Here is a 24,241-nt window from a genome sequence, read left to right as displayed (position 1 = left end):
CGGCATTGTGCTGTGAATTCTCGCGGGGGCTGATAGAATCCCTTTTCGGTCAGGGGGATACCCCTTTTGCGAATTGAAGGTCATAACCCAGTGAATAATAAAATCTCTTTAGCGAAAGAAGTGGCATGGGCCAGCCAGAATATGCCGCGTACCCTGCGTCAGGTCGCCGCGCTGCCCGACCTCAGCGGCGTGCGTCTGGCCTGCTGTATGCACCTCGACATGAAAATGATCCCGCTGGTGCAGGGGATCCTCGACAAGGGCGCTCAGGTCTTTTTAACCACCTGTAACCCCACCACCGTGCAGGACGACGTGGTGGCCTGGCTGGTGGAGCGCGGCGCCGAGGCCTGCGCGTGGCGCAATATGAGCGATGCCGACTGGCAACAGTCATGGGAAAAAGCGATTGCCTGGCAGCCCACTCACCTGTGCGAGATGGGCGCCGATATCACCACCCTGCTCCACCAGCGCGGCGAGTTTGGGAACATCGTGGCGGGTCTGGAAGCCACCGGCTCGGGCGTCAATCGGCTGGGGGATATTCAGCCAGGCTATCCGATCTTTAACTGGGACGATCTGCCGGTCAAAGAGGGGCTGCACAACCGCCATATGGTCGGTCTCACCGCCTGGCACACCTTCTTCCAGACCACTCACCTCACCCTGCATGAGAAAAAAGTGCTGGTGATCGGCTACGGCCTGGTCGGCCAGGGCGTCGCGGCGGCGGCAAAAGCTTTTGGCGGTCAGGTGATGGTGGCGGAGATCGATCCTGCCCGCCGTCTGCAGGCGGCCTACGACGGCTGGCACGTGGTGGACCTCCAGGAGGCTATCGCCTCGGCGGACGTGGTGGCCACGGCGACAGGCGGTAAAAACGTGGTTAATCGCCAGGCGCTGGACCGCGCGAAAGCGGGAGTATTTATCCTTAACGTCGGCCACGTGGCGGAAGAGATCGACGGCGATTACCTGCGCCAGTACCCCCAGGAAGAGGTGATGCCGTATATCAACGCCTACCGCATGGCCGACAAAACCGTCTATCTGCTGGCCAATGGTTCGATGCTCAATCTGACCGCTGGCTTCGGCGATAGCCTGAACGCCTTTGACGTCACCCTCGCGGTGATGGCCAGCGGCATCCGCCATATTGTCACCGACGGCATGCGCGCCCCGGCGAAGGTTTATCTCCTGCCCCAGGCGGTCTGGCAGCAGGCCCTGTAAACCCGGCGCATCGCCCCCATCGCGGGACGATGCGCTTTACCATCAGGACGACGGCGCGCTATCGGGCAACACAATATTGCTCTGCGCCAGCGTTCCCATCTGGTTGTACATCACGCTGGCGGCATCCAACAGGTGCATCGCCAGCGCGGCGCCGCTGCCCTCTCCCAGGCGCATGTCCATATCGAGATACGGCCGCAGACCCAGCGCGTCGAGGGCGATCTGCGCCCCTTTCTCCGCCGACAGGTGTGAAGGAATAAGATAAGGGTGCGCCGACGGGGCCATGCGGCAGGCGGCCAGGGCAGAGGCATAGGAGAGGAAGCCATCCAGCACCACCGGCAGGCCACAGGAGGCCGCCCCGAGGATCACCCCGGTCATGCCCACCAGATCGTAACCCCCCACCTTCGCCAGGACATCCAGCCCGTCGGCCGGGTTCGGCTGATTATGGGCTATCGCCTGGCGCACCACCGCCACCTTATGGCCACGCTGCGCCAGCGGCAGATTGGCCCCACAGCCCACCACCGCGTCAGGGTTGCTGCCCGTCAGGACACTGATCGTCGCTGCGGCCGGGGTGGTATTGGCCATTCCCAATTCGCCGACGCCGAAGGCTTTCACCCCGTCGGCAGCGAGCTGGCGGGTGAGATGCATGCTGGCCAGCAGCACCGTCTCCGCCTGCTGGCGGCTCATCGCCGCCGTCCGGGCGATATTCCCGCTACCGCAGGCCACCTTGAGGTTAATCAGGCCCGGCAGCGGGTCGGCATCGATGCCGACATCCACCACCTGCACCCTGGCCCCGGCCTGCGCCGCCAGCACGCAGACGCCGGTGTTGCCCCGCACCATATTGCCGGCATGAATGGCCGTCACCACCTGCGGCGAAGGGGTCACGCCTTCATGCCAGACGCCATGGTCGGCGCACATGACCACAATCGCTTTCTCCGCCAGCGCCAGCTGCCCCTGCAAGCCAGGCAGACCGGCCAGCTGCACCGCCAGCGTCTCCAGACGGCCAAGGCTGCCGGGCGGCTTTAACAGGCCATCAATATGCTGCTGAGCGCGCGCCATGGCCGCCACATCGGGCTGCGGAATGGCAGCCAGTAACGCCGAAAGTGTTTCCATTCTGTTCCTCACCGTTGGCGTCAGGCCTTACAGCAGCGCCAGTAAAAAGAGTAATTCGCCCAGCTCAATCGCCGCCCCGAGGGTATCCCCGGTCTGCCCGCCGAGGGTTCGCTTCAGCGCCCATCCCAGACCCCAAATCAGCACCAGGGTGATCAGCGCGGCGCGCAGCCCCTGCAGCCCCAGCAGGGCGGTGGCCAGCGCGATCGCCATCGCCATCGTCACCAGCGTCTGCTGCAGGCTAATTTTGCCGATAAACAGATTGCCCAGCCCCTTTTCCCGCGCATAGCGATGACGATACATCAGCAGCACCGCCATCCCGCGACCAACGGCGCAGGCCGCCGCCAGGGCTGCGATGGGGTGGATATCACGCAGCAGCAGCTCGCCAACCACCAGCACTTTCGCCACCAGCACGAAGATCAGCGCCAGCCCGCCGTGGGTGCCCAGCCGGCTGTCGCGCATGATCTCCAGCATCCGATCGCGGGTGCGGGCGGAGAAAATGCCGTCGCAGGTATCAGCCAGCCCGTCAAGGTGGAATCCGCCGGTGAGCAGCGCCAGCGCCAGCACGCCGAACAGCGCCGCCAGCGGGACGCCGCACCACGGCTGCAGGAGGAGCGCCACCGCGCCGGCGATGGCGCCGAGCAGTAAACCGACCAGCGGAAAGGTGACGATACTGCGCTGGTACTGTTCGATCTCCAGGCCCTGAGATAACCGCGCCGGGACCGGCAGGCGGCTGATAAACGAGAGTGCAGCAAAGAATGACTTAATCACGTGAGGTTGACTCCTGTCGGCGAAAGCAGCGGAAGAGTTCTGTCGCGCCCGGTCAGCACCTGAGTTTGTCTTCTGGCGAATCGATCGTCGGAGAGGTGAGAGGTGTTGAGATATCGCCCTGACGCCGCTGCGTCAGATGCCCGGCCAGGATGAGAGAAACCTTTCCGATATCAATACGTTTTTCGCGGGCCAGTATAGCAAAGTGTCGGTGAGGAGAGGCAGTTGCCGGAACAAAGTTTTCGCAGAAAAAAGCAGGGAAGAGAGGGAAACGCGGAACAGCCCGGCGACGCTGACTGCCGCCGGACCGGCAGGGTTTAGCCTTCGACTTTGGCTTCGCCCATCACTTTCAGTTTTTTCGAGATGTCGCGGCGCTCTTTGGACAGCTCGGCATTTTTGATGATGTAATCATCAACGCGATCTTCGTAATCGCTCTTCATGCTGGCGATGATGCCCTGGATGGCTTCCACGCTCATGCCCGGTTTGATGTAGTCGCTGAGGTTGTCCAGCAGCAGAACGCGCTTCTGGTTATCACGGATCTTTTTCTCAACGTCCTGAATTTCACGCTGCAGTTTGTTCTTACGACGGTACAGACGAACAAACTCCAGTACGTCCTGGAAAGAAGGCTTAGTTGTTTCCATTTTTACACCCCTAATAATTGAGATTCGGATTCGTAAAGCGACTGCGTTATAGGGCTAACATAACTGCTAGCAGCCGCTGATGACAATGTTTTTTCCTTTGCGTTTATCATAACCCTAAACGCTGCTGAATCGAAACAACCCATGTGGTTACCCGGTGCATCTGATGTTTATTTGCGCAACGCGCGGCAGATCAGATGCGAGAGCAGCTCCAGCTGGCGCGCCAGTTCGATTGAGAGCCAAACATAGCCATGGACCGGGGTTTCCGCCAGGCCGTCATCACCCTGCTCTTTCAGCAGCTGGCGCAGTTCGAGGACGATCTCAGTCAGCTTTTCATTGTTGGCGCGCACAGGCTGAGGGTTCCCTTCGTACAGCGCGTGGGCGATGGACAACAGCGTCTGCTGGGTCATCTGCTGCGTCTCCCGCAGGGTGTGCGCATTGAGCATCACGAAGTGACCCGGACGCGTTGCCCACCAGGCGTTGATCTGCAGCTCCAGCATGCAGACGAGGTTGCGGCTGACGGTCTGGATAGCCTCGAAGATCGCCTTCTGGATGTGCGTCTCTTTGCTGGCGGGGGTGATCAGCCCGCGCATTTTCACCACGTCGTTCAGCGCCTGCTGGAGATGCTTTTCCAGCCGCGGTCGATCCACCAGATTTGGCGAGAAGCCGGCCTGGTAGAGGCGGTTAAAGTTGGTGACATAGCTGGCCATCTGGATGCGCCAGTGGATGAACGCCCGCTGCGGCCAGATGCCGGTAAACAGCATCGCCAGCAGCGAGCCGAAGATCACGTCGCCGCTTCGCCACAGCGCGGTATGCATATCGCCGGGCGGCGCCCCGACCACCACCGACAGAGTAATGCCGATCAGCAGCGCCTGATAGGGTTTCTTGCCCAGCGCCAGCCAGCCGCAGAGGAACATCGCCGCCGCGCACCAGAGGACCATCAGCGGCAGGGAGATTAGCTCAAGCTTCAGCGCCACCAGCCCCAGCGCCGAACCGAGGATCGTGCCGCCGATACGCTGAAACGCCCGCGGCACGACGTTACCCCAGAAGGAGATCGGCCCCATCACCACCACCAGAGTGATGAGAGGCCAGGTTCCCTCAGGCACGTTCAGCAGCCGCACCAGCAAAAAAGTGAGCACAAAGGCCAGCGCAATCCGCACACCATGCACCACCCGATAATGGCGATACAAGCGGATCTCAAATGGCTTGAGTGATTTATCAGCGCGCACAACCCTCTCCGGCAAAACGAAAAGGCCAATTGTAACTGCTTTTTCGCCCGGAGCATGCCGGGAATGTAAAAAACCTTGTCCGGAACAGGGGTAAACCGCTACGACGCGACGCGCTCAACGGGAACATACATGTCGATATCCCAGTAGCCGTCGTGGTTGCCGTCGTTAAGATAGACCTCAAAGCAGGGCTGGGGGGCGATGCGATACGCCGTGCTCTGCTGCAGGCTGTCGAAAAACTGCATCCACGGAGTGGCGAAGTCGTACTCCACCACCCGCGCGCGGGCGCAGGCGTAATCCCCGCCGGCAATCGCCGCCAGGATCACCCCTTCGCTGTTGGCGGGAATGACATAATCCTCATCCACGGCGACCGCTGTCGCGCAGCGCAGTTTTTCCGCCGGCACTTCCTCCGGGTTATCGTAGTAGACGGCCACCCATTCGCGGGCGGGTACCTGGTGGTTCTCAACCCACATCATCAGTTGCTCAAACCCCTGCTTGACCGTGTGATCCCAGGGCCCGACCAGATGGAAACCGGCGATGGTTTTCTTGCCGAGGGTGGTGATGCTGTAGTTCATCTTGCCTCCTTTGGAGATAAATTGTCGCGGTAGGGATACCCGTTACCGGATACCCCCCGCACAGATCCCGGCGTGCGCGATTTACGCACCGGGCTCCTGCCTCGGGTGTCTGGCGGTGAACCGCTCCACAGGCCATGGATGAAGAACCCGAACCCTTGGTAGCCATGCGGCTGCCAGTTTGTTTGCTTTCGTCCAGGTCGTATCATCCTTCTGGCTCCTGCGCCTGAGCGCCCGGCGCCAGAGGTTTGTTACGTGTGTCCTGAACTTCTGCATGGTGGGGAAGTTGCCCGGTACCGAGTGATAGTTCAGGTATCCCTGAACCACTCTCCTGAGCCATTTTCCCTGTTCGGGGATTGAGTAATGCCAGCGCCTTCGCAGACCGTCTTTGATGGCTTTCAGAGTTGCCGTCATCCGATCCCGGCGGGTCTTTCGTATCAGCATGAACCTGCCGTTGCGATCTTTCCCGCTGATGTGCGTGAACCCGAGGAAGTTGAACGTTTCTGGTTTGCCTTTTCCCCTGATGGCACGGTTTTCGGCAGCGAAGCGGCCGAACTCCATCAGACGGGTTTTCTCCGGGTGAACCGTGAGTCCGAACTCCCTCAGTCTGCGCTGCATGGCTATACGGAAGCGCCGGGCATCGTATCGTTTGTCGAACCCGATGACGATGTCATCGGCGTATCTGACCATTACCACATTGCCTGTGGCATAGCGACGTCGCCACTGATGCGCCCACAGATCGAAGACGTAGTGGAGGTATATGTTTGCCAGCAGCGGTGAGATGACCGCACCCTGTGGGGTGCCTTCCTCCGTTGCTCGCCATTGACCCTCCTCCGACGTCCCGGCTGTGAGCCACTTACGTATGAGCCTGATTACCCTCCGGTCGCCGATCCGATGCTCTGTGAACCTGATCAGCCATTCGTGGCTCACCCTGTCAAAGAACTGACTGATGTCGGCATCCAGTACCCAGTTTACGTTAGTGCGTACCAGCCCTGTGGCCAGTGCGTCCAGTGCATCGTGCTGGCTTCGCCCGGGTCTGAACCCGTATGAGAACCCCATAAAGTCGTTTTCATAGACTGCGTTCAGGATTTTCACCAGCGCATACTGGACGATCTTGTCCTCCAGCGAGGCGATGCCGAGCGGGCGTTGTTTTCCATCCGCTTTTGGGATGTAGTGACGCCTGCCGGGCTGCGCCCTGTAGCTGCCCTGATGTAGCCTCCGGTGCAGATCTGTTATGTTGTTCTTCATGTTTCCGGCGTAGTCCATCCACCTGATGCCATCCACTCCGGCGGCCGCTTTCCTGCTCAGGGAGAGGAATGCGGCTTCCAGTGCTTCGACTGTCAGCAGGTGGAACAATGCTGTAAACCGTTCTTTCTTCCGCTGCTTCGCAGCTTCCCGCACGCGTGACAGCCTCTGTGACATGCTTTCCCGGCTCTGTGTCCGGCGCATGTGTGGCTGTTCCACGTTCCCCTTGGCCCCGCTCCTTCGCTCCACTGACTCCGCTCCTTTCGGGTTGTTCGCCTGCTTCGCCGCTACTATGAGCGAGTCCGACTTCTCCTCTCCGTACATCACCGGCTATGACTCCTCGTCTTCCCGGTGCGGGCCATCTCCGACACTGGCAGATGGTCAGAGGGGAGATCTCCCGGTTCCCGCGTAGAGATCGTATTGACATGCCAGGGTCTCAGACCCCGCCGGGTCCATGTGGCACTCGCAGTATCGCACCCTATGATGTTGCCTTCCGTTAACAGTACAACGTCGGCACCCGGTAATTTAATATACATTTCGTGGCTCAATGGCTGGCCTGTCAACACCCCTGTCAACGCTTCGCCCCATACCTCGCGGTATGCAACGCATGACTCGGGGACCTTGTGGATTGCTGGTCCTTCAATGGTCGGGGACTTTCACCCCTTGATCTCTACCGGTCTCCCGGCGCACGCTGTATAAATATACAGTTAATTTAACAGGAGATCCCCCCCTCAGTATGTGCGCGAATTCACAGAGTCGCCACCACACTGCTGTAAAAACAGGCGCCCCGCCAGCACGAGCGACAGACGAAAAAAAACCGCCTGCAAAGAGGCGGTTGGCGTGGTTACAGCTCGTGATGCAGGTAATCGCTCATTCGCGAGAACACTCCGCCTTTATTGATGCTTTCGAGGGTGACCAGCGGATAGTGCCCCACCACCTTGTCGCCGTCATACAGTGAAATCTCGCCAACCCGCTGATTGGCAGCGATCGGCGCCTCAAGGTCCTTCTTATCCAGCACATATTTCGCTTTAATGCGCGACACTTCCGCCTTCGGCAGGGCTAACCAGAAATCCTGATCGGTGCCGAGCTTAATCTGCTCTTTATCGCCGTACCAGATACGCTCGGTGCCGACCTTCTGCCCCTTCTGCAGCACCTGCACGGTGTCGAAGTTCTGCTGCCCCCAGTGCAGTAGTTTAGCGGCCTGCTGCTCGCGGCCTTTCGGACTGTCCGCCCCCATCACCACGGCGATCAGCCGGCGCTGGCCATCCACCGCCGAGGCGATCAGGTTGAACCCGGCGCCCGAGGTGTGGCCGGTTTTCAGGCCATCAACGTTCATGGTTTTATCCCACAGCAGACCGTTACGGTTTTGCTGGGTGATCCCGTTCCACGTCAGGCTTTTCTGGCTGTACATGTGGTAGACGTCTGGTTCGCCATGAATAATCGCCCGCGAGAGCACCGCGAGGTCATAGGCCGAACTGTGCTGGCCCGGGGCGTCGAGGCCGTGGACGGTTTCGAAATGGGTGTCCCGCAGGTGCAGTTTTTCGACATACTGATTCATCAGGGCGACAAACTGCGGCTGGCCGCCGGCGACATAGTCGGCCAGCGCGACGCAGGCGTCGTTACCGGAGTCGACAATCAGCCCACGGCTGAGGTCGCGGACGCTGACGCGATCCCCTGGCTTTAAGAACATCAGCGATGACCCGTCGAACACCGGGTTGCCCTTCGCCCAGGCGTCTTTACCCACGGTGACGATATCGTCAAAGGTGATACGATGGCTGTCGATGGCGCGATCGACCACGTAGCCGGTCATCAGTTTGGTCAGACTGGCAGGATTGCGCTGCTGATGTTCGTTACCCGCGGTCAGCACCTGACCGGTGGTGTAATCCATCAGCACCCAGGAGCCAGCCTGAATGGAAGGCGGCGCGACCGTAGCAGGTAAGTCGACGGCAAATGCGCAGGAAACGCTCGAAGCGAGCAAAGATACAGCAATAAACAAACGGCCTTTCAACGGCATATCCTCTAGATTTACAGATCCGCCGTCCTTTTTACGGAACTTCGCGTTTCATATCAGGGTTTAATTGCAAGAAAATATGACATAGCAGAGGAAGTTGCTTGCCACGACCCTTCTGATGACCGGGCAAATCGTTTACCATACCGGTCGCACGCCACCACGGATAATGAACAGACTATGCAAGATAGCGTCAACCAGCCCGGATTTTTATTCCACGATTATGAAACCTTCGGCACCAGCCCTTCCCTCGACCGGCCGGCGCAGTTCGCCGCCATCCGCACCGACGCGGAGCTGAATGTGCTCGGCGAGCCCGAAGTGTTTTACTGCAAACCCGCTGACGATTACCTGCCGCAGCCGCAGGCGGTGATGATCACCGGGATCACGCCGCAGGAAGCGCTGGCCAAAGGGGATAATGAGGCCACATTTGCCCGCCGCATCCACGATCTATTCACGGTGCCGCAAACCTGTATCGTCGGCTATAACAACGTGCGCTTTGATGACGAAGTGACGCGGAATATCTTCTATCGCAACTTCTATGACCCTTATGCCTGGAGCTGGCAGCACGATAACTCGCGCTGGGATCTGCTCGACGTGATGCGCGCCTGCTATGCCCTGCGTCCGGAAGGGATCGCCTGGCCGGAGAATGACGAGGGTTTGCCCAGCTTCCGGCTTGAACATCTGACCGTCGCCAACGGTATTGAACACCAGAACGCCCATGACGCGATGGCCGATGTGTACGCCACCATCGCCATGGCGAAGCTGGTGAAAACCCGGCAGCCGCGGCTGTTTGATTATCTCTACAGCCACCGCAATAAGCGCAAGCTGGCGACGCTCATCGACGTGCCGCAGATGAAACCGCTGGTGCATGTCTCCGGCATGTTTGGCGCCGCGCGCGGCAACACCAGCCTGGTGGCGCCCCTGGCCTGGCATCCGGAAAACCGCAATGCGGTGATTATGGTCGATCTGGCGGGCGATATGGCGCCGCTGCTGGAACTGGATGCCGATGCCCTGCGCGAGCGGCTTTACACCCCGCGCGCCGAGCTTGGCGATCTGCCGGCGGCGCCGATTAAGCTGGTGCATCTTAATAAATGTCCGGTACTGGCCCAGGCCAATACCCTGCGCCCGCAGGATGCCGACCGGCTGGGGATCTCTATTGAGCGCTGTCTGGAGAACGCCCAGCTGCTGCGGGCGAATCCGCAGGTGCGCGAGAAGGTAGTGGCGGTCTATGCCGAAGCCGAACCCTTCGTGCCGTCCGAAAACGTCGACGCCCAGCTGTACAATGGGTTCTTTAGCGATGCCGACCGCGCGGCGATGAAAATCGTGCTGGAAACCGAACCGCGCAATCTGCCGGCGCTGGATATCACCTTCGCCGACAAGCGCATCGAACGCCTGCTGTTTAACTACCGGGCGCGCAACTTCCCCGGCACGCTCGATGAACATGAGCAGCAGCGCTGGTTAGAGCATCGTCGTCAGGTGTTTACGCCGGCGTTTTTGCAGGCCTATGCCGATGAGCTGCAAATGCTGTATCAGCAGTATGCGGATGATAAAGAGAAGCTGGCGCAGCTGAAGGCGCTGTGGCAGTACGTGCAGGATATTGTCTGATTGGCTGAAATTCCCGGGTTGCGGCTAACGCCTTACCCGGGCTACAAACTCAGTTGGGTGTCCAACTTTTGGGGGCAGTCCAGCAGCGCCGCCGGGTATTGCGTCCCCAGTTCGTGCTTACCTTTTTGCCCGGTGGCGGCTTCGCCTTACCGGGCCTGGGCGCTGGTACCAGAGTAGCCCGGGTAAGACGCCTCGCGTCGCACCCGGGAACGTTGCTTAGCTTTTCGCGCGGCTGGCGATGATTTCATCCGCCACATTACGCGGCGCTTCCGCGTAATGGTGGAACTCCATGCTGTAGGTTGCCCGTCCCTGCGACATCGAGCGCAGCGTGGTGGAATAACCAAACATCTCCGCCAGCGGCACGTCGGCGCGGATGATCTGGCTGCCGAAGCGCTCTTCCATCCCCTGCACCATCCCGCGACGGGAAGAGAGATCGCCCATAATATTCCCGGCGTACTCTTCCGGCGTCTCCACCTCGACGTGCATCACCGGCTCAAGGATCACCGGATCCGCTTTGCGCGCGCCTTCCCGGAAGCCAAAGATCGCCGCCATGCGGAACGCCATCTCCGAGGAGTCCACGTCGTGGTACGACCCAAAGGTCAGGGTCGCTTTCACGTCAATCACCGGATAACCCGCCAGCACGCCGGTGCCCATCGCTTCGCGCAGCCCTTTCTCCACGGAAGGGATGTACTCGCGCGGCACCACGCCGCCTTTGGTGGCGTCCTCGAAGACGAATCCGCTGCCCGGCTCCAGCGGCTCCAGGGTCAGCACAACGTGCCCGTACTGCCCTTTGCCGCCGGACTGGCGCACAAATTTGCCTTCCACGTCCGTCACTTTCTTGCGCAGGGTTTCGCGGTAGGTGACCTGCGGACGGCCAATGTTGGCCTCGACGCCAAACTCGCGCTTCATCCGGTCGACAATGATCTCCAGATGCAGCTCACCCATGCCGGAGATAATCGTCTGGCCGGACTCTTCATCGGTATGCAGACGGAACGACGGATCTTCCGCCGCCAGCCGCTGCAGCGCGATGCCCATTTTCTCCTGGTCCGCTTTGGTCTTCGGCTCAATCGCCAGCGAAATCACCGGCTCCGGAAACTCCATCCGTTCGAGGGTAATCACCGCATCCGGATCGCATAACGTATCGCCGGTGGTCACATCCTTCAGACCGACGCAGGCCGCGATATCCCCGGCGTGCAGTTCGTCAACTTCGTGACGGTCGTTGGCCTGCATCAGCACGATACGCCCGATGCGCTCTTTCTTGCCCTTCACCGGGTTCCACACCGCATCGCCTTTCTTCAGCGTCCCGGAGTAGACGCGGATAAAGGTCAACTGGCCGACGTAGGGGTCGGTCATCAGTTTGAACGCCAGCGCCGACAGCGGCTCATCGTCGCTCGGATGGCGTTCCGCCGGCTGGCCTTGCTCATCAACGCCCTGTATCGCCGGAATATCCAGCGGCGACGGCATCAGCTCCACCACCGCATCGAGCATGCGCTGCACGCCTTTGTTTTTAAAGGCGCTCCCGCAGAGCACCGCCTGGATCTCTCCCTTCACCGTGCGCTGGCGCAGACCGGCGACGATCTCCGCCTCGTCCAGCTCACCGGTTTCCAGGTATTTATCCATCAGCTCATCGCTGGCTTCCGCCGCCGCCGAGACCATTTTCTCCCGCCACTGCTGCGCCGTCGCCAACAGATCGTCAGGGACTGGCCCATAGCTAAAGGTCATGCCCTGGGTGGCGTCATCCCACAGGATGGCGCGCATTTTCACCAGGTCGACGACGCCGGTGAAATGCTCTTCAGCGCCAATGGGGATCACAATCGGCACCGGGTTAGCCTTCAGGCGGTCGATCATCATCTGCACCACGCGGAAGAAGTCCGCCCCCGGGCGGTCCATCTTGTTGACGAAGGCCAGCCGCGGAACGTGGTATTTATTCGCCTGGCGCCAGACGGTTTCCGACTGGGGCTGCACCCCGCCGACGGAGTCATACACCATCACCGCGCCGTCGAGCACGCGCATGGAACGCTCCACCTCAATGGTGAAATCCACGTGCCCCGGGGTGTCGATGATATTGATCCGGTGCGGCTCGAAGCTGCGGTCCATACCCGGCCAGAAGCAGCTTACCGCCGCCGAGGTAATGGTGATCCCGCGCTCTTGCTCCTGGGCCATCCAGTCGGTGGTTGCCGCGCCATCGTGTACTTCACCCAGCTTATGGCTCATCCCGGTGTAAAACAGGATGCGCTCGGTGGTGGTGGTTTTACCGGCATCGATATGCGCGGAGATACCGATGTTGCGATAACGTTCGAGAGGGATGGGTCGGGGCATGATGCGTCCTTAGTCGTTTTGACGGTCAGTCTGCGGTCGGAATGATCCGCAGTTCATTTAACTGCGTCTATCTTAGTACAACTGTACGAGTATATTCGAACTATTTTTGCTATCATTACGATTGGGCAGGTTGCGGCGGCGCGCGTGGTATCTGAACCGGAGTTTGGGTATAGTAGCCGCCAGCCGCCGATATGGGCTGCGGCTGCCATGCGCCGCGCCACCGCCGACACAGGATTATTATGATCGCCAATCACCCCGAACGAGAACAAATTCGCCTGGAAAATGTCCTTTCCGCGCTCGGTAACCCACTGCGACTGGAGATCATTCGTACGCTGGCCGACGGCAGCGAGCTGAGCTGCAACGCCCTGCGCCAGGAAGAGGTGGCCAAGTCCACCATGACCCACCACTGGCGCGTCCTGCGCGACAGCGGTGTGATATGGCAACGGCCTCAGGGACGGGAGAACATGATTTCGCTGCGCCGGGAAGATCTGGACGCCCGTTTTCCCGGCCTGCTGGATACGCTGCTGAAAGTTATGGTGCAGGCAGGATAAGCTCTTCTGCCGGGTGGCGCTTCGCTTACCCGGCCTACATAACCATTAAATTTCAGAAGGTTAACCATCACCGTAGGCCCGCGCAAGCGCAGCGCCGCCGGGCAAAAGATATCGCACCGAGCCAAGCGAAAAAAAAGCCGGAGATTTCCCTCCGGCTTTTCTTATTTACATCACGCTATGCCTTAGGCCACATCTTCGTACTGCGGCACCGGGTTGCGGAAGCTTTTGGTCACGCAGGCCAGGTAGACAAGACCGATACCGGCCCAGATCAGGCCCAGAATCATCGAGCTCTCTTCCAGGTTGACCCACAGCGCGCCGACGGTCAGGGCGCCGCACATCGGCAGGAACAGATACTGGAAGTGGTCTTTCAGCGTCTTGTTGCGTTTCTCACGGATCCAGAACTGGGAAATCACCGACAGGTTAACGAAGGTAAACGCCACCAGCGCACCAAAGTTAATCAGCGCCGTCGCCATCACCAGGTCGAAGTTAATCGCCAGCAGCGCAATCGCGCCGACCAGGATGATGTTCATCGCCGGAGTGCGCCAGGTCGGGTGCACGTAGCCGAAGAAGCTTTTCGGGAACACGCCGTCGCGGCCCATAACGTACATCAGACGCGCCACGCCAGCGTGCGCCGCCATACCGGACGCCAGTACGGTGATGGTGGAGAAGATCAGCGCGCCAACCTGGAAGGCTTTACCTGCCACGTAGAGCATAATTTCCGGCTGTGACGCATCCGGATCTTTAAAGCGCGAGATATCCGGGAAGTACAGCTGCAGGAAGTAGGTGGCAAAGATGAAGATCAGGCCGCCGATCAGCGCGGTCAGGAAGATCGCGCGCGGAATGACGCGCTCTGCATCTTTGGTCTCTTCAGACAGGTTGCTGATGCCGTCGAAACCGGTAAACGAGAAGCACAGGATCGTCGCCCCGGTAATCATCGGGATCACGTGCGCGTCACCGGACCAGAACGGACGGCTGCTGGCCAGCGTACCGGCGCCCTCGCCTTCAAACACGCCATAAATCACCATGCCGAGGATAACGGCAATCAGCACCACCTGCAGCACCACGATCACGGTGTTGAAGTTGGCCACGGATTTAATGCTGCGCAGGTTAAAGGCGGTCATAAAGGCGACCAGCGCGATAACAAACACCCACGACGGAATCGAAGGCACCAGCGCTTCAAAATAGATTTTCGCCAGCAGAATGTTGATCATCGGCGCGAACAGGTAGTCGAGCAGCGAGGACCAACCCACCATAAAGCCAACGGTCGGGCTGATGGATTTCTGCGCATAGGTATACGCCGAGCCGGCAGAAGGGTAACGACGTACCAGCTTGCCATAGCTCAGGGCAGTAAACAGGATAGCGATTAACGCAAAGGCGTAGGCCGTCGGCACGTGACCGTCGGTCATACCAGAGACGATACCAAACGTATCGAACAGCGTCATCGGCTGCATATAGGCCAGGCCCATCATTACAACCGGAACTAACGTAAGCGTTTTACGTAATTCCACGCGAGAGGTATTTGGAGTAGCGTTATGCGACATAGTTATCCCCTTTTACGGTGAACGCCAGCGCGTAAGCAAAAAATTGCCCCATTTCTTTCTATTCCTCAGCGACAACGACTGTCGGTTTTTAGTAAATATCTATCCGGTACGAAGCCCGGCCTCTTGGTATTGAATGATGTGTCTTTCGACCAAAAAAATAACCGACACTTTAAAAAAAAGCGTCGGCTAGTCTCTGGTTTTCAGGCCGCATATTTTGCAACAAATTCAACGGCGTTGACAAGATGTTATGAAGTTCATTGCGTAAGCATAATTTTTAACGTGCTAATATCTATACGGTTTCCGTATGATAAATTGTAAAAATAGCACTATTTGCTAATAGCGTTTCCCGCCACCATTTGCCAGCCAAACCGCAGGTGGCGTCATTCCAGGCGATCCACGCGCGTTGACGAGACGATAGCCCGCGCACGGTCATGCAGACCAGCTCGCCGCTGTCCAGTAGACCCTGCACCTGATAGCGCGGCAGGCACCCCCAGCCCAGCCCCAGGCGCAGCAGCGCCAGCTGCCCCGCGGCGTCACACACCGTCAGGGTCTCCTGATCGCTGAGTAGCGCCCCGCCCTCGCCGGTGGCCACCGCCCGATAACGGCGCAGGGTTCGCCAGCTCAACGGTGCGCGGTGTCGCGCCAGCGGATGCTGTGGGGCAACGACCAGCAGCAGCTCCAGCTCGCCGAGGGGGAGATAGTCATAACCGCTCAGCGGCGGCGGCTCGCCGAGCGCCCCCAGCAGCAGATCGGCCTGCCCGTCAGTCAGCGGCCGCCAGTCCAGCAGGGAGGGGTTCAGCGTGAAGTGCAGCCGGGTCAGCGGCTGTTGTTGATAAAATGCAGCGATTGGCGGCGAGAGCAGCGCCACGGGAAAGGTGCTGTCCACCGCCAGACGAAGGCTATTCTCCCACCCCTGCTGCAGCTTAACCGCCCGGATCTCCAGTTCGCGGGCGATATGCAGCACCTCCCGCCCTTTCTCCAGCAGCATCTGTCCGCTGGGGGTAAAGCGCGCGCGATGGCCGCTGCGGTCGAGCAGCTGAATATTGAGATCGCTTTCCAGGCGGTGAATGGTGTAGCTCAGCGCCGAGGGCGTTTTAAAGAGCTTTGCCGACGCCGCGGCAAAGCTCCCCTCTTTTTCCAGGGCATCCAGGATCACGAGGACATCCAGCAGTAGTTTCATCGCTACCCCCTTACGGTATGCGAATCACCGCTGGCGGATCACTCCATCGGCATCACCAGCGGATCGGGGTACTGGTACTCAAACCCCAGCTCATTGCAGATACGATTGCCATCCACAATCTTGCCCTGGCCGCCGTCCGGGCTGTCGCTGAACACCGGCGGCGGCAGACCGAGCTCGCGGGCCATCTGCGGATAAAAGAGGCCGCGCGCCGGATGGCGGGGCGCACATAGATTATAGATGTGCCCGCCCTTCGGGGCCTGCAGCAGCAGTTCGATGGCGGCCACCACATCCTGCAAATGCACCAGATTGACCACGTGCTGGCCATCCGGCGCCGACTTGCCGGCGAAAAAACGTCCCGGATGGCGGGAAGGCCCCACCAGCCCGGCCAGGCGCAGAATATCCACCGACGTCCCCGGCAGGTTGTGCAGCCAGTCCTCCAGCTCCTTGAGCACCTGTCCGCTGGCGGTTTGCGGCAGACGCGGGGAATTCTCCTTCACCGTACCGTTGACGTTGCCATACACCGAGGTGGAGCTGGTGAAGACGATCCGCGGAATATGGTAAGCCAGCGCGGTATCGACGATCTCCTGCACCGCCTGCAGATAAAACCCTTCCCCTGCCCCGGTACGCCGGGCCGGCAGGGTGATCACCAGCGCATCGACGTTCATCAGCGCGTCGAGGTCCTCGGTATCACAGACCAGCTGCGGCTCCAGGCGCAGCGGATAGCTGTCGATCCCGCACATCCGCGCCGCCTCCACGCCATCCTGCGTAGTTTTACTGCCGGTAACCTGCCAGCCTCGCGCCGTCAACGACAGCGCCAGCGGCATCCCCAGCCATCCCAAACCGACTATCGCGACCTTTTTCATCCCAGGCTCCTGACTCTTTCGCTGTGCTGATTACAGGCTACGCCAGCCAGCGGCAACTGACAATTTCTTCGCTCAATATGAAATGAATTAATGATAGAAAAAAGCCCTTGCTTTCTGCGGCGGAAGTGGTTTAGGTTAAAGGACATCAAATGCATAGTCATTCACAGAGAATTTTTATGAACCGCGTTCAATTTAAACACCACCATCATCACCATCATCCTGACTAGTCTTTCAGGCGATGTGTGCTGGAAGACGTTTGGATCTTCCAGTGGTGCATGAACGCGCAGAGAGCCCCCGGAAGATTCACTTCCGGGGGCTTTTTTTTGGACCAAATTCGGACAGATTCAGACAGGTATTCAGAGGAAAAGAACAATGTTAGACAACACTCGTTTACGCATAGCTATTCAGAAATCAGGCCGTTTAAGCGAAGATTCACGCGAATTACTCAGCCGCTGCGGCATTAAAGTCAATTTGCACACCCAGCGTCTGATTGCGCTGGCGGAAAATATGCCAATCGATATTCTGCGCGTGCGTGATGACGATATCCCGGGCCTGGTGATGGACGGTGTTGTCGACCTCGGCATTATCGGCGAAAACGTGCTGGAAGAAGAGCTGCTCAGCCGCCGCGCTCAGGGCGAAGACCCGCGCTACTTCACCCTGCGCCGTCTGGACTTCGGCGGCTGCCGCCTGTCGCTGGCGACTCCGGTGGATGAAGCCTGGAACGGCCCGGCGGCGCTGGACGGCAAACGCATCGCCACCTCTTACCCTCACCTGCTGAAGCGCTACCTCGATCAAAAAGGTATCTCCTTTAAATCCTGTCTGCTGAACGGCTCCGTGGAAGTGGCGCCGCGCGCCGGCCTCGCCGACGCTATCTGCGACCTCGTCTCCACCGGCGCCACTCTGGAAGCTAACGGCCTGCGCGAAGTGGAAGTGATCTACCGCTCCAAAGCCTGTCTGATCCAGCGCGACGGCGAAATGGCCGACGCCAAACAGCAGCTGATTGACCGCCTGCTGACCCGTATTCAGGGCGTGATTCAGGCCCGCGAGTCGAAATACATCATGATGCACGCCCCGACCGAACGCCTGGAAGAAGTGGTTGCCCTGCTGCCGGGCGCCGAGCGGCCGACTATTCTGCCGCTGGCAGGCGACAAGCAGCGCGTGGCGATGCACATGGTCAGCAGCGAAACCCTGTTCTGGGAGACCATGGAAAAACTGAAGGCGCTGGGCGCCAGCTCCATTCTGGTGCTGCCGATTGAGAAAATGATGGAGTAATCGGCCAGCCGGTCACAGGACACACAGGGGAATACAATCATGAGCTTCAACACAATCATCGACTGGAACGGCTGTAGCGCAGACCAACAACAGCAACTCTTAACGCGCCCGGCGATTTCTGCCTCCGACAGCATCAGTAAAACGGTGACGGAGATCCTGAATAACGTCAAAGCCAACGGCGACGCGGCGCTGCGCGAATACAGCGCGAAGTTTGATAAAACCACCGTCGCCGCGCTGCAGGTGAGCGAGGCGGAGATCGCCGCCGCCGGCGAGCGCCTCAGCGATGAGCTGAAGCAGGCGATGGCGGTGGCGGTGAAAAACATCGAGACCTTCCACAACGCGCAACAGCTGCAGGCGGTGGATGTCGAAACGCTGCCGGGGGTGCGCTGCCAGCAGGTCACCCGCCCTATCGCCTCCGTCGGACTGTACATTCCCGGCGGCTCAGCGCCGCTGTTCTCCACGGTGCTGATGCTGGCGACGCCGGCGCGCATCGCCGGCTGTCAGCAGGTGGTGCTCTGCTCGCCGCCGCCGATTGCCGATGAGATCCTCTATGCCGCACAGCTGTGCGGCGTAAAAACCATCTTTAACGTCGGCGGCGCCCAGGCCATCGCCGCCCTCGCCCTCGGTACGGAGTCGGTGCCGAAGGTGGATAAAATCTTTGGCCCGGGCAACGCTTACGTCACGGAAGCCAAACGCCAGGTCAGCCAGCGTCTGGACGGCGCAGCCATCGACATGCCGGCCGGCCCGTCGGAAGTGCTGGTCATCGCCGACAGCGGCGCCAACCCGGACTTTGTCGCCTCTGACCTGCTGTCGCAGGCGGAACACGGCCCGGACTCGCAGGTGATCCTCCTGACCCCGGACGCCGACATGGGCAGCCGCGTCGCCGAAGCCGTGGAGCGCCAGCTGTCCGCCCTGCCGCGCGCGGAAACCGCCCGCGTGGCGCTCTCCGCCAGCCGGATCATCGTGGCCCGCGATCTGGCGCAGTGCGTGGCTATCTCCAACCAGTACGGCCCGGAGCACCTGATCATTCAGACCCGTCAGGCCCGCGAGCTGGTGGATAGCATCACCAGCGCCGGTTCCGTTTTCCTTGGCGACTGGTCACCGGAATCCGCGGGCGACTACGCCTCGGGCACCAACCACGTCCTGCCGACCTATGGTTACACCGCCACCTGCTCAAGCCTCGGTCTGGCCGACTTCCAGAAGCGGATGACCGTGCAGGAGCTGTCGCGCGACGGCTTTGCCGCCCTTGCCTCAACGATTGAAATCCTGGCCGCCGCCGAGCGCCTTGACGCCCACAAAAACGCCGTAACGCTGCGCGTTGCCGCCCTGAAGGAGCAAGCATGAGCATTGAAGATTTAGCCCGCGCCAACGTCCGCGCGCTGACCCCGTATCAATCCGCTCGCCGGCTGGGCGGCAAAGGCGACGTCTGGCTCAACGCCAACGAATTCCCTACCGCCGTAGCCTTCCAGCTTACCGAACAGACGCTGAACCGCTATCCGGAGCCGCAGCCGAAGGCCGTGATTGAGAGCTACGCCCGCTACGCCGAGGTTAAACCGGAGCAGGTGCTGGTCAGCCGCGGCGCCGACGAAGGCATCGAGCTGCTGATCCGCGCCTTCTGTGAGCCCGGCGAAGACGCGGTGCTCTACTGCCCGCCGACCTACGGCATGTACAGCGTCAGCGCCGAGACCATCGGCGTCGAGTGCCGCACTGTGCCGACGCTGGCCGACTGGCAGCTCGACCTGCCGGGCATCGAAGCGCGGCTGGACGGCGTGAAGGTGGTCTTCGTCTGCAGCCCGAACAACCCGACCGGGCAGATTATCGACCCGCAGTCGATGCGCGACCTGCTGGAGATGACCCGCGGCAAAGCCATCGTGGTGGCCGACGAAGCCTATATTGAATTCTGCCCGCAGGCGACGCTGGCCGGCTGGTTCAGCGAATATCCACACCTGGTGGTGCTGCGCACGCTGTCCAAAGCCTTCGCCCTCGCCGGCCTGCGCTGCGGCTTCACCCTCGCCAATGCCGAGGTGATTAACGTGCTGCTGAAAGTGATCGCCCCGTACCCGCTCTCCACGCCGGTGGCCGATATCGCCGCCCAGGCCCTGAGCGCGGAAGGGATTGCGGCAATGCGCCAGCGCGTGGCGCAGATCCTTGACGAGCGCCGCTACCTGGTGGAACAGCTGCGCGGCATCGCCTGCGTAGAGCAGGTCTTCGATTCCGAGACGAACTATATCCTGGCGCGGATAACCGCCTCCAGCGCGGTGTTTAAATCTTTGTGGGATCAGGGCATTATCTTACGTGACCAGAATAAACAACCTTCATTAAGCGGCTGTTTGCGTATCACTATCGGTACCCGTGCCGAGAGCCAGCGCGTGATTGACGCCTTGACTGCGGAGAATGTATGACCCAGAAGTATCTCTTTATTGACCGTGACGGCACACTGATTTCCGAACCGCCGGAGGATTTCCAGGTGGACCGGTTCGACAAGCTGGCGTTTGAGCCGCAGGTGATCCCGGCGCTGCTGAAGCTGCAGCAGGAAGGCTATAAGCTGGTGATGATCACCAATCAGGATGGCCTGGGAACCGACAGTCTGCCGCAGGAAGCGTTTGATGGCCCGCACAACCTGATGATGCAGATCTTCGCCTCGCAGGGCGTTAACTTTGAAGAGGTGCTGATTTGTCCGCACTTCCCGGGCGACAACTGCGCCTGCCGCAAGCCAAAAACGCAGCTGGTGCTGCCGTGGCTGGAAGAGGGCGTGCTGGATAAAGCCCACAGCTATGTGATTGGCGACCGGGCCACCGACCTTGAGCTGGCGGATAACATGGGAATTACCGGTCTGCGCTATGACCGCGAGACGCTCGACTGGCCGACCATCTGCGAGCAGCTGACCCGCCGCGACCGCTATGCCCACGTCGAGCGCATCACCAAAGAGACCCAGGTGGATGTGAAAGTGTGGCTGGACCGCGAAGGCGGCAGCAAGATCCATACCGGCGTCGGCTTTTTTGACCATATGCTCGACCAAATCGCCACCCACGGCGGCTTCCGCATGGAGGTTAACGTCGGCGGCGATCTGTACATCGACGACCACCACACGGTGGAGGATACCGGCCTGGCCCTCGGCGAAGCCCTGAAGCTGGCCCTTGGCGACAAGCGCGGCATCAACCGCTTCGGCTTCGTGCTGCCGATGGACGAGTGTCTCGCCCGCTGCGCGCTGGATATCTCCGGCCGTCCGCACCTGGAGTATAAGGCGGACTTCACCTATCAGCGCGTCGGCGATCTGAGCACCGAGATGGTGGAACACTTCTTCCGCTCGCTCTCCTACACCATGGCGGTGACCCTGCACCTGAAAACCAAGGGCAAGAACGATCACCACCGCGTGGAGAGCCTGTTCAAAGCCTTTGGCCGTACGCTGCGCCAGGCGATCCGCGTCCAGGGCGATGCCCTGCCGTCTTCCAAAGGGGTGCTGTAATGAATGTGGTGATCCTTGATACCGGCTGCGCCAACCTCAATTCGGTGAAATCGGCGATTGGCCGCCACGGCTATGAGCCGGTGGTCAGCCGCGATCCGGAAGTGGTATTGCGTGCCGATAAACTGTTTCTTCCCGGCGTCGGCACCGCCCAGGCGGCGATGGATCAGCTGCGCGACCGGGATCTGATCGACCTGATCAAAGCCTGTACCCAGCCGGTGCTGGGGATTTGCCTGGGCATGCAGCTGCTCGGCAAGCGCAGCGAGGAGAACAACGGCGTCGATCTGCTGGGCATTATCGAAGAAGAGGTGCCGAAGATGACCGACCACGGTCTGCCGCTGCCGCACATGGGCTGGAACCGGGTGTATGCCAAAGCAGGCGATCGTCTGTTCCGCGGCATTGAAGAAGGCGCGTATTTCTACTTCGTGCACAGCTACGCCATGCCGGTCAACCCGTATACCATCGCCCAGTGCAATTACGGCGAGGCGTTCACCGCCGCGGTGCAGAAAGATAACTTCTTTGGCGTGCAGTTTCACCCGGAGCGCTCCGGGAGCGCCGGGGCGCAGCTGCTGAAAAACTTCCTGGAGATGTGATGATTATTCCTGCTTTAGATTTAATCGACGGCACCGTCGTTCGTCTCCATCAGGGCGATTACGGCCAGCAGCGCGACTATGGCAGCGATCCGCTGCCGCGCCTGCAGGCCTATGCCGCTCAGGGAGCGGAAGTCCTGCACCTGGTCGATCTGACCGGGGCGAAGGATCCGGCGAAGCGCCAGATCCCGCTGCTGAAATCGCTGGTCGCCGGGGTTGACGTCCCGGTGCAGGTCGGCGGCGGCGTGCGGACCGAAGCGGATGTCGCGGCCCTGCTTGAGGCCGGCGTCGCCCGCGTGGTGGTCGGCTCCACCGCGGTGAAATCCCCGGAGGAAGTGAAAGGCTGGTTCAAACGCTTTGGCCCAGAACGGCTGGTGCTCGCCCTCGACGTGCGTATCGACGCCGACGGCAATAAGCAGGTGGCGGTCAGCGGCTGGCAGGAGAACTCCGGCGTGACGCTGGAGGAGCTGGTGGAGAGCTATCTGCCGGTCGGCCTGCAGCATGTGCTGTGCACCGATATCTCCCGCGACGGCACCCTGGCGGGTTCTAACGTCTCGCTGTACGAGGAAGTCTGCGCCCGCTATCCGCAGGTGGCGTTTCAGTCATCCGGCGGCATCGGCGATCTCAATGATATTGCCGCCCTGCGCGGCACCGGTGTGCGCGGCGTGATTGTCGGTCGCGCGCTACTGGAAGGTAAATTTAATGTAACGGAGGCCATTCAATGCTGGCAAAACGGATAATCCCCTGCCTCGACGTTCGTGACGGCCAGGTAGTGAAAGGCGTGCAGTTCCGTAATCACGAAATCATCGGCGATATCGTCCCGCTGGCCAAGCGCTATGCCGACGAAGGGGCCGACGAACTGGTGTTCTATGATATCACCGCCTCCAGCGACGGTCGGGTGGTCGACAAGAGCTGGGTGTCGCGGGTAGCGGAAGTGATTGATATTCCTTTCTGCGTGGCGGGAGGGATCAAGTCGCTGGAAGACGCGGCGCAGATCCTCTCCTTCGGCGCCGATAAGATCTCGATTAACTCCCCTGCTCTCGCCGACCCGACGCTGATCACCCGCCTTGCCGACCGCTTTGGCGTGCAGTGTATCGTGGTGGGGATTGATACCTGGTTTGACGCAGAGACCGGCAAGTATCACGTCAACCAGTATACCGGCGACGAGAGCCGCACCCGGGTGACGCAGTGGGAAACCCTCGACTGGGTGGAGGAAGTGCAGAAGCGCGGCGCAGGCGAGATCGTTCTCAATATGATGAACCAGGACGGGGTGCGCAACGGTTACGACCTGCAGCAGCTGGCGAAGGTTCGCGCGGTGTGCCACGTCCCGCTGATCGCCTCCGGCGGCGCGGGCACTATGGAACACTTCCTCGAAGCCTTCCGCGACGCCGACGTTGACGGCGCGCTGGCGGCCTCGGTATTCCACAAACAGATTATTAATATTGGCGAACTGAAAGCGTACCTGGCGGCACAGGGCGTGGAGATAAGGGTATGTTGACTGAACAGCTGGACTGGGAAAAAACGGACGGCATGATGCCGGCCATCGTGCAGCACGCCGTATCCGGCGAAGTGCTGATGCTCGGCTACATGAACAAGGAGGCGCTGGAGAAAACCGAAGCCACCGGCAAGGTCACCTTTTACTCGCGCACCAAGCAGCGGCTGTGGACCAAGGGTGAAACCTCGGGCCATGTCCTCAATGTAGTGAGCATCACGCCGGACTGTGACAACGATACGCTGCTGGTGCTGGTAAACCCGATCGGACCGACCTGCCACAAAGGCACCACCAGCTGCTTCGGCGAAACCGGCCACCAGTGGCTGTTCCTCTATCAGCTGGAGCAGCTGCTGGCCGAGCGTAAACACGCCGACCCGGAGAGCTCCTACACGGCGAAGCTGTATGCCAGCGGCACCAAGCGTATTGCGCAGAAAGTGGGAGAAGAAGGCGTGGAGACCGCGCTGGCCGCCACCGTGAACGACCGCTTCGAGCTGAAGAATGAGGCGTCGGACCTGATGTATCACCTGCTGGTGCTGCTGCAGGACCAGGGGCTGGATCTCGGGGAAGTGATTGATAATCTGAAGAGTCGACACTAACGCGT

24 protein-coding genes and 1 other annotated feature are annotated in these 24,241 nt (G+C 60.3%); of the genes, 12 read left to right on the top strand and 12 right to left on the bottom strand.

What is annotated here, in order from left to right:
* Positions 1 to 90 precede the first annotated feature (90 nt).
* Positions 91 to 1,200 carry an adenosylhomocysteinase gene (locus tag OHJ17_RS08725; RefSeq protein ID WP_004200363.1) on the top strand — a complete coding sequence of 370 codons (1,110 nt, stop codon included), beginning with the start codon at positions 91 to 93 and terminating at the stop codon, positions 1,198 to 1,200.
* Between the two features lie 42 nt (positions 1,201 to 1,242).
* Here OHJ17_RS08725 and cobT read toward each other — a convergent pair whose 3' ends face one another.
* The 7 genes from cobT to dacD form a co-directional block, all read right to left on the bottom strand.
* Positions 1,243 to 2,310 (bottom strand): nicotinate-nucleotide--dimethylbenzimidazole phosphoribosyltransferase, encoded by a 1,068-nt coding sequence (gene cobT / locus OHJ17_RS08720; protein WP_114505235.1) that lies wholly within the window; start codon positions 2,308 to 2,310, stop codon positions 1,243 to 1,245.
* Between the two features lie 27 nt (positions 2,311 to 2,337).
* Complete coding sequence (cobS, locus tag OHJ17_RS08715; RefSeq protein WP_004180482.1) at positions 2,338 to 3,078, bottom strand: adenosylcobinamide-GDP ribazoletransferase; 741 nt, start codon at positions 3,076 to 3,078, stop codon at positions 2,338 to 2,340.
* Between the two features lie 314 nt (positions 3,079 to 3,392).
* Positions 3,393 to 3,716, bottom strand: a complete 324-nt coding sequence (locus tag OHJ17_RS08710; protein ID WP_002911883.1) for a DUF496 family protein — start codon at positions 3,714 to 3,716, stop codon at positions 3,393 to 3,395.
* Positions 3,717 to 3,883: 167 nt separating this feature from the next.
* Complete coding sequence (locus OHJ17_RS08705; RefSeq protein WP_002911885.1) at positions 3,884 to 4,942, bottom strand: FUSC family protein; 1,059 nt, start codon at positions 4,940 to 4,942, stop codon at positions 3,884 to 3,886.
* Between the two features lie 98 nt (positions 4,943 to 5,040).
* Positions 5,041 to 5,514 (bottom strand): DNA gyrase inhibitor SbmC, encoded by a 474-nt coding sequence (sbmC, locus tag OHJ17_RS08700; RefSeq protein WP_023286689.1) that lies wholly within the window; start codon positions 5,512 to 5,514, stop codon positions 5,041 to 5,043.
* An 81-nt stretch (positions 5,515 to 5,595) separates the two neighbouring features.
* Positions 5,596 to 7,083, bottom strand: coding sequence for a group II intron reverse transcriptase/maturase (ltrA, locus tag OHJ17_RS08695; protein ID WP_162660611.1), 1,488 nt, complete (start codon positions 7,081 to 7,083; stop codon positions 5,596 to 5,598).
* Between the two features lie 517 nt (positions 7,084 to 7,600).
* The gene (gene dacD, locus OHJ17_RS08690; protein ID WP_004153104.1) at positions 7,601 to 8,764 is read right to left on the bottom strand and encodes a serine-type D-Ala-D-Ala carboxypeptidase DacD; all 1,164 of its coding nucleotides are present in this window, start codon (positions 8,762 to 8,764) and stop codon (positions 7,601 to 7,603) included.
* Between the two features lie 180 nt (positions 8,765 to 8,944).
* On the opposite strand from dacD, the gene sbcB reads away from it, so the two are divergent.
* Positions 8,945 to 10,369, top strand: coding sequence for an exodeoxyribonuclease I (gene sbcB, locus OHJ17_RS08685; RefSeq protein WP_023317045.1), 1,425 nt, complete (start codon positions 8,945 to 8,947; stop codon positions 10,367 to 10,369).
* A 216-nt stretch (positions 10,370 to 10,585) separates the two neighbouring features.
* On the opposite strand, the gene fusA is transcribed toward sbcB, so the two are convergent.
* Entirely contained in the window at positions 10,586 to 12,688 is a 2,103-nt protein-coding gene (gene fusA, locus OHJ17_RS08680) for an elongation factor G (protein ID WP_023317046.1), read from the bottom strand.
* A 239-nt stretch (positions 12,689 to 12,927) separates the two neighbouring features.
* Here fusA and OHJ17_RS08675 point away from each other — a divergent pair, with 239 nt between their 5' ends.
* Positions 12,928 to 13,239 (top strand): ArsR/SmtB family transcription factor, encoded by a 312-nt coding sequence (locus OHJ17_RS08675; protein WP_002912109.1) that lies wholly within the window; start codon positions 12,928 to 12,930, stop codon positions 13,237 to 13,239.
* A 182-nt stretch (positions 13,240 to 13,421) separates the two neighbouring features.
* Here the strand turns inward: OHJ17_RS08675 and plaP are convergent, their stop codons facing one another.
* The 4 genes from plaP to OHJ17_RS08660 form a co-directional block, all read right to left on the bottom strand.
* Complete coding sequence (gene plaP / locus OHJ17_RS08670) at positions 13,422 to 14,780, bottom strand: putrescine/proton symporter PlaP (protein ID WP_004148994.1); 1,359 nt, start codon at positions 14,778 to 14,780, stop codon at positions 13,422 to 13,424.
* Positions 14,770 to 14,832, bottom strand: a complete 63-nt coding sequence (gene yoeI, locus OHJ17_RS26435; protein ID WP_096335043.1) for a membrane protein YoeI — start codon at positions 14,830 to 14,832, stop codon at positions 14,770 to 14,772. Before yoeI ends, plaP begins: the two co-directional genes overlap by 11 nt.
* 237 nt (positions 14,833 to 15,069) lie before the next feature.
* Positions 15,070 to 15,960 carry a LysR family transcriptional regulator gene (locus OHJ17_RS08665; RefSeq protein WP_080823649.1) on the bottom strand — a complete coding sequence of 297 codons (891 nt, stop codon included), beginning with the start codon at positions 15,958 to 15,960 and terminating at the stop codon, positions 15,070 to 15,072.
* A gap of 38 nt (positions 15,961 to 15,998) precedes the next feature.
* Positions 15,999 to 16,823 carry an SDR family oxidoreductase gene (locus OHJ17_RS08660; protein ID WP_004152513.1) on the bottom strand — a complete coding sequence of 275 codons (825 nt, stop codon included), beginning with the start codon at positions 16,821 to 16,823 and terminating at the stop codon, positions 15,999 to 16,001.
* A 176-nt stretch (positions 16,824 to 16,999) separates the two neighbouring features.
* Here OHJ17_RS08660 and hisL point away from each other — a divergent pair, with 176 nt between their 5' ends.
* From hisL to hisIE, 9 genes are all read left to right on the top strand, one after another.
* A complete protein-coding gene (gene hisL, locus OHJ17_RS08655; protein WP_004899375.1) occupies positions 17,000 to 17,050 on the top strand; it encodes a his operon leader peptide in 51 nt (16 codons plus the stop codon).
* Positions 17,026 to 17,148, top strand: a sequence feature (His leader region). It overlaps the preceding gene by 25 nt.
* Before the next feature lie 47 nt (positions 17,149 to 17,195).
* Positions 17,196 to 18,095 (top strand): ATP phosphoribosyltransferase, encoded by a 900-nt coding sequence (gene hisG / locus OHJ17_RS08650; RefSeq protein WP_002912152.1) that lies wholly within the window; start codon positions 17,196 to 17,198, stop codon positions 18,093 to 18,095.
* Positions 18,096 to 18,134: 39 nt separating this feature from the next.
* Entirely contained in the window at positions 18,135 to 19,439 is a 1,305-nt protein-coding gene (gene hisD / locus OHJ17_RS08645; RefSeq protein ID WP_023317048.1) for a histidinol dehydrogenase, read from the top strand.
* Positions 19,436 to 20,497: a histidinol-phosphate transaminase gene (gene hisC, locus OHJ17_RS08640; protein WP_023317049.1), complete on the top strand. Its 1,062-nt coding sequence runs from the start codon at positions 19,436 to 19,438 to the stop codon at positions 20,495 to 20,497. The genes hisD and hisC overlap by 4 nt, the downstream gene beginning before the upstream one ends.
* On the top strand, positions 20,494 to 21,561 hold the full coding sequence (gene hisB / locus OHJ17_RS08635; protein WP_004144133.1) for a bifunctional histidinol-phosphatase/imidazoleglycerol-phosphate dehydratase HisB: 1,068 nt from the start codon (positions 20,494 to 20,496) through the stop codon (positions 21,559 to 21,561). Before hisC ends, hisB begins: the two co-directional genes overlap by 4 nt.
* On the top strand, positions 21,561 to 22,151 hold the full coding sequence (gene hisH / locus OHJ17_RS08630) for an imidazole glycerol phosphate synthase subunit HisH (RefSeq protein ID WP_008804113.1): 591 nt from the start codon (positions 21,561 to 21,563) through the stop codon (positions 22,149 to 22,151). The genes hisB and hisH overlap by 1 nt, the downstream gene beginning before the upstream one ends.
* Positions 22,151 to 22,888, top strand: coding sequence for a 1-(5-phosphoribosyl)-5-[(5-phosphoribosylamino)methylideneamino]imidazole-4-carboxamide isomerase (gene hisA / locus OHJ17_RS08625; RefSeq protein ID WP_004175272.1), 738 nt, complete (start codon positions 22,151 to 22,153; stop codon positions 22,886 to 22,888). Before hisH ends, hisA begins: the two co-directional genes overlap by 1 nt.
* The gene (hisF, locus tag OHJ17_RS08620) at positions 22,870 to 23,646 is read left to right on the top strand and encodes an imidazole glycerol phosphate synthase subunit HisF (protein WP_004180497.1); all 777 of its coding nucleotides are present in this window, start codon (positions 22,870 to 22,872) and stop codon (positions 23,644 to 23,646) included. Before hisA ends, hisF begins: the two co-directional genes overlap by 19 nt.
* Complete coding sequence (gene hisIE / locus OHJ17_RS08615; protein WP_023280322.1) at positions 23,640 to 24,236, top strand: bifunctional phosphoribosyl-AMP cyclohydrolase/phosphoribosyl-ATP diphosphatase HisIE; 597 nt, start codon at positions 23,640 to 23,642, stop codon at positions 24,234 to 24,236. Before hisF ends, hisIE begins: the two co-directional genes overlap by 7 nt.
* Positions 24,237 to 24,241 lie beyond the last annotated feature (5 nt).

The sequence above is a fragment of the Klebsiella sp. KP20-425-1 genome, from assembly GCF_025813515.1.
Classification (GTDB): Bacteria; Pseudomonadota; Gammaproteobacteria; order Enterobacterales; family Enterobacteriaceae; genus Klebsiella; species Klebsiella pneumoniae.
The sequence above is the reverse complement of the archived record's forward strand: the minus strand, read 5'-3'. Positions and strand labels throughout refer to the sequence as shown.